This is a genomic window from Halobacteriovorax sp. ZH5_bin.2 (assembly GCF_043196375.1).
Taxonomy (GTDB): domain Bacteria; phylum Bdellovibrionota; class Bacteriovoracia; order Bacteriovoracales; family Bacteriovoracaceae; genus Halobacteriovorax_A.
On record NZ_JBEBMJ010000004.1, the window covers coordinates 362,352 to 371,059 of the forward strand.

The following is an 8,708-nucleotide window of genomic DNA, read 5'->3' on the forward strand; positions in this document are numbered from 1 at the left end:
ATATGATTGGTCTATTACAAGGCGAAGTTGTTTTCAGTGATGGAAACGAATTAATTCTTTTTACTCCATCTGGAGTAGGTCACCAAATTTATTTTCAACATGTTCTACCAGAGGGTTCAGTTGCAGCAATCTTCATTTCACATATTGTGAAAGAGGCAAGTGAGGAGCTTTTCGGTTTCCGTTCTCTTCGCGAGAAGAAAACATTTGAATTACTCTTAAGTGTTAAAGGTGTTGGTCCTAAAGGAGCATTTGCTCTTGTGACAAGTATTGGAGTCGATAATATTATCGATGCTATTACTTTCGATAATAAGAAAACACTTCAGAAAGCTCCTGGTGTTGGGGCGAAAGCTGCTTCACAGATCATTCTTGATCTCAGTGGAAAAGCACAAAAAATAAAAATGTATTCAAAAGCTTCTGCTAGCGCAACTCATTCTAGTGAGGCTTCAGTGCAAGCACCGCTTAATCTTGAGTTATTCGAAGAGAGTGTTACAGAGGTAGTAAGTCATGACTCTGCTCTTATGAATGATGCAATCATGGCATGTAAGGAACTTGGCTTTACGGAAGACAAGGTTATGCCACTTGCTAAGAGAATTTTAGATGAAAATCAAATCACAAGAGCTGAACAACTTGTTCACCTTGTTTTAAAAGAGGTGTAAATGTCTGAAGGTCGCTTTTTTGATCCAACTCTTGATGAAGAAGAAACTAGAAAAGAAGTTATTCTAAGGCCAAAGGATTTTTCAGAATACATAGGCCAAAGAAAAATCGTCCAAAATATCGATGTCATGGTGACTTCGGCGGTAAAGCGTAAGCAGTCAATGGACCATGCTCTCTTATCTGGGCCTCCAGGACTTGGAAAGACATCTCTTGCAATGATTATAGCTAATGCTCTGGGAAGTCAGCTCCACGTGATTTCAGGGCCGGCCATTGAGAAAAAGGGAGACCTTGCTGCTATTTTAACAAACCTAGAGCCACGCGATGTTCTCTTTATTGATGAAATTCATCGTATGCATATCTCTGTTGAAGAGATTCTCTATTCGGCGATGGAAGATTACCGTTTAGATATTGTTATTGGTGATGGTGCTGCCGCTAGAACAATGCAAATTGAAATAGCACCCTTTACTCTAATTGGTGCGACAACTCGCTCGGGCCTTTTATCAAATCCCTTGCGTGATCGTTTTATGGCCCATTTTCATTTCGATTTTTATAAAGCAGATGAATTAGCAGTAATTATTTCAAATAATGCCAAGAAGCTCGGGATTAAAATTGATACAGATGCAGAATTATTAATGGCAAGATGTTCTCGTGGAACACCAAGGATCGCTAACCGTGTCCTTCGTCGTGTAAGAGACTTTGCCATTGTTCGTGATTCTTCACACGTAAATATAAATGATGTGAAAAAATCACTAGAAATGATGGAAATTGATGAACATGGTCTTGATCGTATGGATCGACGCATCCTTTCTGTTATTCAAGAGTATTATGGTGGGGGACCTGTTGGTATTGAAGCGCTTTGTGCAACTCTTGCTGAAGATCGCTCCACAATTGAAGATGTTTATGAACCATTTCTTTTAAAAGAAGGTTTTCTAATACGTACGCCAAGAGGTCGCGAGATTTCACAAATTGCAAAAGAGTTGATTGATGATGAATAAGTTTTTACTTCTGTGTTTATGTCTAATTACGTTTAACATTCAGGCTACATACGATCTATCTGCATCAGCCGGTTATCGAAGTTATATTCTAGGTGCAGCAGCAAGAGTTGATGCAGGAATAAGCCAAGAGATGTGGCGATACAATGATCAGATTTATGGGTTTATTCGTGAATCAGCTTATTTTAACACTAGTGGAACAATCAATTCGGTTGGTGGACGTATCGATTTCTTTCCAATTTCAATTCTGGGATTCACTGCTGGAAGCGAACAAGTTTGGCGCTCGTCAAAAGAGCTTTCGACTTTTGATTGTGAAACACAAGTTTGTGATGCTGATGGGACACGTTCATATATAAGAGTTGAGAATGTGTTGGCCTATAAGAAATTGGTTACGATCAATGACTTTCAAAGAGAGTATTTCAAATACAGTGATTATTCGGGAATCGTCGTAAATGCACTTCACTCGATGGAGATTTATACAGATGATATTGTTAATGTCATGAGAAATATTATTGCTTATCAATATAGTGATACATATACATTCGGAGCTCTTCATTTTCGTTCATGGTCTGAAAAGAGTAAGCAAGATACTGCATACGTGGGTATGCTTAATCAATTTAAAAAGGATAAGTGGACTTATGACGCTATTATTGGTGTAAATCACGACCGTGATGATCATGATCACTTCAGCGTACTTCTACAAGTTAAATACGACTATAAAAAAGGTCTAAGGTTATTCTAATGAGAAATTTATTATTAATTACACTGGCAATGCTATTGTCATCATGCTCTCTTCTATATGGAAAACTTGGTGGTGACTTTGATTACGAACCAAATGAATATGATAAATTACCTAAGCATGTGAGAGATTTTGTTGAAAAGTCTTATGAAGGAATTGAACTTAAAAAATTAAGAGACACTCATCTTCATATTGTAGGGCTTGGAAATAGTGGTAGTGGTATTTGGGTAAATCCTGAGATGCAAGATTGGTATAATCACTTATCAAAATATAATCGTTTTAATGTTTATATTACTGCTTCAGGTGTTAATGACAAATCTCAAGCCGATGAGCAATATGTTTCTCGCCTTGTTGATCTTATGACGTATCAACCACACTTTATTCCAGCTTATGCACTAGCATTTGATTACCACTATAAATTAGATGGAAGCAAAGATCTAAAGCACTCAGAGTTTCACGTTCCGAATGAATACGTATGGAAGTTATCACAAGAGCATCCAGTTAATTTTAAGATGGTTGCTTCTGTTCACCCATACCGTAAAGATGCAATCCAGGAACTAGAAAAATGGGCAGCACGTGGAGTTAAATTTGTTAAATGGCTTCCAAATGCAATGGGGATTGATCCTGCAAATGAAAAGGTTATTCCCTTTTATAAAACTCTTAAAAAATATAATATGACACTGATCACTCATGCAGGTGAGGAAAAGGCGGTTGAGGGTGATAAGTTTCAAGAGTTAGGAAACCCACTTCGACTACGTCATGCACTGGATCTTGGTGTCGATGTTATCATCTCACACGCGGCATCTCGCGGTAAATGTGAAGACTTAGATAATGGTGGGGTTCAAGCAGAGTGCTCTGATCTTTTCTGGAGACTATTTAAAGAAAAGAAATATGAAAAGAATCTCTTCACTGATCTTTCGGCCCTTATTATTTATGAAAGACTAAGTGAGCCACTAATTGAGATGATTGAGAATAAACAATTTCATTCACGTGTAATGTATGGTTCAGATTATCCTCTTCCAGCAATTAACTGGATCTATCGCACGACTGATCTTGTGGAGAAGGGATTTATCACAGAAGAGGAAAGAGAGATTTTAAATGAGATCTACTCAATCAATCCTCTTTTATTTCACTTCGTTGCACTTAGAACGGTTAAGCATCCAAAGACAGGTGAGAAGCTCACTAATGAAGCCTTTGAGATGCCAACTCGTCTTTTGAAAAAGTAAAAAATAAAAAACTACTTTTTGATAATTGCCATCGTCAGGCGAGAGATACAAACTAATTTGTCTTTCTCGTCTGTGATGCGGATGTCCCAAATATGGGTCGACTTTCCAAGGTGAACGGCCGATGCTTTTGCCGTTACAATTCCTGATTGCACTGGGCGAACGTGATTAGCGTTAATCTCTAAGCCCGCTGCATAGTATTTTGAAGAATCTAGAATAATATTTGAAGCTATAGAACCCACAGATTCTGCTAGGACACAACTTGCTCCACCGTGAAGGACGCCGTATGGCTGTCTTGTTCTTTCATCGACTGGCATTGTCGCCACTAAGTAATCACTTCCGGCTTCAGTGATTGTTATTGCTAAGTGTTCAACACAGCATCCAGCATTGAATCTATTCACTTCTTTTAAATCGAGATTATTAAATAAATTTTCCATCAGTAAACCTTCTTTAACCCATTCATGTAATTAAATTAACGTTGTTTTAACATCTGCATTTATTTTACGGTTATTGTTAAAAGAGTGGAAGGGTTGGTTAATTTTTGTTACAAAAGCCTCTAGGACAGGAAATTCAGTAATATTTTGCTCATCTATGACGATACTTGCTATATATTGCTGCTCAGTTTAAAATTACACAAAGTACTTAAAATTAGGTGATTTTTAATGTTGAACCAAAGAACTATAGCGAAAAAAGTGATGATTACAGGAATTGGGATCCATTCTGGAAAGAAGGTGACAATGACTCTACATCCTTCTGAAGCAGACTCTGGGATTCAGTTCAAGAGAACTGACATTAAAGATTCACAAATTCTTAAGGCAACAGCGGATACTGTTGGGGCGACTGAGAATAATACTGCTATTGGTTCAGGCCCAGGTGCTGTGCACACTGTTGAACACCTTCTATCAGTTCTTTATGGATTTGGGATTAATAATTGCTATATTGAAATCGATGGACCAGAAGTTCCAATTATGGACGGTTCAGGTGCGTCTTTCTTATACGTTATTAAAGAGACAGGAATTCAACAACTTCATAAAACCAAGAAGTTTCTAGTCGTTACTAAAGCGGTAGAAGTAAAAGTTGGCGAAAAGTGGGCGAAAATCGAGCCTTGTGAAAAGCTAGTGATTGATTCAACTATCGTTTTCAAGCACCCAATTATCAAAACTCAACGTAAGGTATTTGAATTTACGTGTGAGAATTACATCGCAGAAATTGGCCGTGCTCGTACATTTGGTCTTCTAAGAGATGTTGATATGCTAAAGAGAAAAGGTCTAATTAAGGGCGGATCTCTTGATAATGCAATTGTTCTAGATGATTTTAAAGTAATGAATCCAGATGGATTACGTTTTGACGATGAATTCGTAAGACATAAGATTCTTGATACAGTAGGTGATATTAGCCTTCTAGGTTATGAGATCGCTGGAAAAATCACTACTTACATGTCTGGGCACCACGTTCACAACGTTCTTTGTCGCAAGCTTCTTGAAACGCCAGATGCATACGAGATTGTATCAGCGACTTCACTTGAGAAAGAAGCAGTTCAGGCGTTTGATCTGCCCATGGCCCTTGCGCCGTCATTTTAATCAGTCGATATAAAAATATTTAACATTTATTGTGTGAATAACAGCGTGTACAATGATATGGAATTTCACGTCGTTATAAAAGAGAGAGAATATTATGATTCTATCAAAGGGTTTTTGGCAAACTTATAAGGAAGTGCCAGCAGATGCAACAATTGCATCACACCAGCTAATGATGAGAGCGGGCTTAATTCATAAGTCGGCAGCTGGATTATATAATTATCTGCCAATGGGCTACCGCTCGATTCGCAAAGTTGAGCAAATTGTTCGCGAAGAAATGGATAAGGCCGGATGTTACGAAATGCTAATGTCTGTTGTTACACCTGGGGAGCTTTGGCAAGAAACTGGCCGTTGGGACAAAATGGGTGGTGAGATGCTTAAGTTTAAAGACAAAGCGGATCGCGATCTTTGTATCTCGCCAACAAATGAAGAGGCCATCACTGATGTTTTTAGAAAAACAATAAAGTCATATAAGGATTTACCTCTTTCTCTTTATCAAATTAATACAAAATTTCGTGATGAAATTAGACCACGCTTTGGTTTGATGCGTGGGCGTGAATTCATCATGAAAGATGCTTATACTTTCCATGCTTCAAAAGAATGTTTAGATGAAGTTTACGATAGAATGTATGAAGCCTATGAGAATGTTTTTAATCGTCTTGGACTAGAGTTTTCGGCAGTTGTTGCTGACGGTGGAGCAATGGCCGACGGTGAAGCTAAAACTCATGAATTTCAAGTAATCGCCGATGCAGGTGAAGATGCAATTATCTATTCGAATGAAGCAGGTTATGCGGCCAATATAGAAACAGCTAAGACATTAAGAAAGGTTGAAAGTGCATCTAAAACAGGTGATATGACAGAAGTCGCAACACCAGGTAAAGCAACGATCAAAGATGTATGCGAGTTCCTAGGAAAGAAAGAATATCATTCAATCAAGTCACTTGTTTATAAAGCAAAGAATGAAGAAGATGAAATTTTTGTTTTAGCTCTTCTTTTAGGTGACGATGAACTGAATGAATTAAAACTAGAAAAAGTATATCCAGGGCGTGATTTAATTGCAGCAACTGATAATGAATTAAAAAGCCTTGGCCTTGAAAAAGGTTTCATTGGTCCTGTTGGCATTGATAATTTAGAAATCATATTCGATACACAAGTTGACCTCGATGGAGCCTACGTTGTTGGTGCAAATAAAGTCGATATGCACTTAGAGAACTTTGTCGCAAATGAGCAGCTTAAAGATATTAAAACTGCTGACCTTAGACTTGCTTGTTCTGGTGATTTTACTCTGGATGGAAAGCATCAGGTAGAGCTTAAAAGAGGGATTGAAGTAGGGCATATCTTCCAGCTTGGTGATAAGTACACGAAAGGAATGGGCGTAACTATTTTAGATCAAAATGGAAAAGCAGCGACTCCTTTAATGGGTTGTTACGGTATTGGTGTAACTCGTTTAGTTGCAGCAGCAATTGAGCAAAACCATGATGAAAATGGAATCATTTGGCCAGTAGCAATCGCACCTTATAATTTATCATTTGTTGCTATCACTAAGTCTGATGAATACAAAGAAAAAGCAAATGAACTTCATAAAAAGCTTGTAGAAGCTGGTTTAGAAGTTGTTTATGATGATAGAAAAGCTGGCCCTGGGTTTAAATTTAAAGATGCTGACCTTTTAGGATTACCACTTCAAGTTGTTCTTGGAGAAAGGGATCACAAAGAAGATGGCCTTCTTGAAATTAGAATAAGACGTACAGGTGAAAAAATTAAAATTTCAGAAGACGAGCTTATCGCAAAAGTTAACGAGCTTTTAAAGGACCTTTAATGGAACAAGATATCATTGTTGGAGTACACTCTATTGTACATGCAATTCGCAACCCTAAACGTCAGATTGTAGAACTTGTTGCCTGTGAAGAGGGCATTGATAAGCTATACAAAATGGGTGGAATTAAAAAGCAAGAACTTGACGGAGTGAAAGTTAAATTAGTTTCTTCTCACAAAGTTCAAGAGCTGGCCAAAGAGCTTTACGCTCAGGAAGACTTCCAATATTCGAGAGTTCCATCTGGTGTTTTCTTATTAACAAGTAAAAAAGAAATTTCAGAAACAAAACCATTATTTGATGCAATCGATAACGGTGAAGAAGTAAAGATCTTATGTCTTGATGGTGTGACAGATGTCCACAATGCTGGTGCAATCATGCGTACAGCAGCGTTTTACAATGTTTCTCATATTGTTTTTGCAGTAAAAAATAATTTCAATATTGGGCCTTCAATGGCCCGTATTGCATCTGGCGCTCTCGAGTATGTTGAGATTGTAAAATGCAATTCCTTGCCTAAGTTTTTATCTGCACTGATAAAGCGTAATGTGACACCAATAGGACTTACAGAGCATACTGAAGATAATGATTTAGGTGAAATCAATGGGATCAAGTGCCTCGTACTTGGGGCAGAGGATAGAGGACTGTCACATGCAACAGTTCGCTTATTAGAAAAGAAAATACGTTTAGAGCCAATGGGGAAAATTGAGTCTTTGAATGTATCGGTTGCTGCGGCAATTGCGATGGAAAAAGTTTTTTCTAAAAAATAAGTTAAAAAAAGCTTGCCAGCTTTTTAAATCTCCTTTATAACTTATTTCCATCGCAAGTAATGTTTGCTGGCATAGCTCAGTTGGCTAGAGCAGCGGTTTTGTAAACCGCAGGTCGTAGGTTCGAGTCCTATTGCCAGCTCCATTCTTTACAGCGGTTGTGGCGAGGTTGCCGAGTGGCCAAAGGCAACAGACTGTAAATCTGTCGGGGTATCCCTTCGATGGTTCGAATCCATCTCTCGCCACCATTTTGAAAATAATTCTTTACAGAATGTTTTTGAAAGGTTATAAAATTTAAATCTTATGCGGGCGTAACTCAGTTGGTAGAGTGTCAGCCTTCCAAGCTGAATGTCGCAAGTTCGAACCTTGTCGCCCGCTCCATTAAAAAGATCCTCCTAGAGGATCTTTTTTTTTGCCAAAAATCAAAACTCATTATTAAAATATAGAAAACTTATTTTGTGCTCGCGTGGCTCAGGGGTAGAGTACTTCCTTGGTAAGGAAGAGGTCACGGGTTCAAATCCCGTCGTGAGCTCCATTTTATTTGCCGTTAATAAACTTTTTTGTGGCCTTAAGTATAGATTTTACTGGCAATTCAAGTTTTTTATGTTATCAAAATGGCAATATGAAATTTGTGGGTTAGATTTTAACTTGGATGGCATTTTTTTTATGTTGAATCTAAGTCGAATATAGTCGATACTTACAACTCAAATTTAGCTTTTAGTTATAGTAATTATTAAGACAAACATAATGTTATGTTTAACTTTTTTAAGGAGACTTAAGTCATGGCAAAAGAATCTTTTGACAGAAGTAAGCCCCACGTAAACATTGGTACGATCGGGCACGTTGACCACGGTAAGACAACTCTTACAGCGGCAATTTCAATCACATTAGCTAACGCACTTGGTGGTGACGTAAGAAAATTCGACGAAATCGATTCAGCACCAGAAGA

Annotated in this window: 9 protein-coding genes and 4 tRNA genes; 12 read left to right on the forward strand and 1 reads right to left on the reverse strand. The window is 37.9% G+C overall.

From position 1 onward, the window contains the following. Positions 1-2: 2 nt before the first annotated feature. The 4 genes from ruvA to ABMA76_RS12640 are packed head-to-tail and all read left to right on the forward strand — an operon-like array spanning position 3 to position 3,611. Positions 3-656 (forward strand): Holliday junction branch migration protein RuvA, encoded by a 654-nt coding sequence (ruvA, locus tag ABMA76_RS12625; protein WP_392909649.1) that lies wholly within the window; start codon positions 3-5, stop codon positions 654-656. Continuing rightward, positions 657-1,649 carry a Holliday junction branch migration DNA helicase RuvB gene (gene ruvB, locus ABMA76_RS12630; RefSeq protein ID WP_392909651.1) on the forward strand — a complete coding sequence of 331 codons (993 nt, stop codon included), beginning with the start codon at positions 657-659 and terminating at the stop codon, positions 1,647-1,649. Beyond that, on the forward strand, positions 1,639-2,388 hold the full coding sequence (locus ABMA76_RS12635; protein WP_392909652.1) for a hypothetical protein: 750 nt from the start codon (positions 1,639-1,641) through the stop codon (positions 2,386-2,388). Before ruvB ends, ABMA76_RS12635 begins: the two co-directional genes overlap by 11 nt. Beyond that, a complete protein-coding gene (locus tag ABMA76_RS12640) occupies positions 2,388-3,611 on the forward strand; it encodes an amidohydrolase family protein (RefSeq protein WP_392909653.1) in 1,224 nt (407 codons plus the stop codon). The genes ABMA76_RS12635 and ABMA76_RS12640 overlap by 1 nt, the downstream gene beginning before the upstream one ends. Before the next feature lie 11 nt (positions 3,612-3,622). On the opposite strand, the gene ABMA76_RS12645 is transcribed toward ABMA76_RS12640, so the two are convergent. After that, positions 3,623-4,045 (reverse strand): hotdog fold thioesterase, encoded by a 423-nt coding sequence (locus ABMA76_RS12645; protein ID WP_392909655.1) that lies wholly within the window; start codon positions 4,043-4,045, stop codon positions 3,623-3,625. 225 nt (positions 4,046-4,270) lie between these two features. Between ABMA76_RS12645 and lpxC the strand changes: the two genes are divergently transcribed. From lpxC to ABMA76_RS12685, 8 genes are all read left to right on the forward strand, one after another. Next, positions 4,271-5,188 (forward strand): UDP-3-O-acyl-N-acetylglucosamine deacetylase, encoded by a 918-nt coding sequence (lpxC, locus tag ABMA76_RS12650; protein ID WP_392909656.1) that lies wholly within the window; start codon positions 4,271-4,273, stop codon positions 5,186-5,188. A gap of 94 nt (positions 5,189-5,282) precedes the next feature. After that, positions 5,283-7,001, forward strand: a complete 1,719-nt coding sequence (locus ABMA76_RS12655; protein ID WP_393061778.1) for a proline--tRNA ligase — start codon at positions 5,283-5,285, stop codon at positions 6,999-7,001. Beyond that, positions 7,001-7,762: a TrmH family RNA methyltransferase gene (locus ABMA76_RS12660; protein WP_392909658.1), complete on the forward strand. Its 762-nt coding sequence runs from the start codon at positions 7,001-7,003 to the stop codon at positions 7,760-7,762. Before ABMA76_RS12655 ends, ABMA76_RS12660 begins: the two co-directional genes overlap by 1 nt. A 65-nt stretch (positions 7,763-7,827) precedes the next feature. Then, a tRNA-Thr gene (locus ABMA76_RS12665) sits at positions 7,828-7,904 on the forward strand. Between the two features lie 17 nt (positions 7,905-7,921). Next, positions 7,922-8,007 (forward strand) — tRNA-Tyr (locus ABMA76_RS12670). 57 nt (positions 8,008-8,064) lie between these two features. Then, a tRNA-Gly gene (locus ABMA76_RS12675) sits at positions 8,065-8,140 on the forward strand. A gap of 79 nt (positions 8,141-8,219) precedes the next feature. Beyond that, positions 8,220-8,294 (forward strand) — tRNA-Thr (locus ABMA76_RS12680). A gap of 247 nt (positions 8,295-8,541) precedes the next feature. Next, a partial coding sequence (locus ABMA76_RS12685) for a GTP-binding protein (RefSeq protein WP_393061782.1) occupies positions 8,542-8,708 on the forward strand: 167 nt, incomplete at its 3' end.

What these genes read in the sequence shown, in the direction of transcription:
- ruvA (WP_392909649.1), top strand. Translation starts at nt 3, where the DNA reads ATGATTGGTCTATTACAAGGCGAAGTTGTTTTCAGTGATGGAAACGAA.
- ruvB (WP_392909651.1), top strand. Translation starts at nt 657, where the DNA reads ATGTCTGAAGGTCGCTTTTTTGATCCAACTCTTGATGAAGAAGAAACT.
- ABMA76_RS12635 (WP_392909652.1), top strand. Translation starts at nt 1,639, where the DNA reads ATGATGAATAAGTTTTTACTTCTGTGTTTATGTCTAATTACGTTTAAC.
- ABMA76_RS12640 (WP_392909653.1), top strand. Translation starts at nt 2,388, where the DNA reads ATGAGAAATTTATTATTAATTACACTGGCAATGCTATTGTCATCATGC.
- ABMA76_RS12645 (WP_392909655.1), bottom strand. Translation starts at nt 4,045, where the DNA reads ATGGAAAATTTATTTAATAATCTCGATTTAAAAGAAGTGAATAGATTC.
- lpxC (WP_392909656.1), top strand. Translation starts at nt 4,271, where the DNA reads ATGTTGAACCAAAGAACTATAGCGAAAAAAGTGATGATTACAGGAATT.
- ABMA76_RS12655 (WP_393061778.1), top strand. Translation starts at nt 5,283, where the DNA reads ATGATTCTATCAAAGGGTTTTTGGCAAACTTATAAGGAAGTGCCAGCA.
- ABMA76_RS12660 (WP_392909658.1), top strand. Translation starts at nt 7,001, where the DNA reads ATGGAACAAGATATCATTGTTGGAGTACACTCTATTGTACATGCAATT.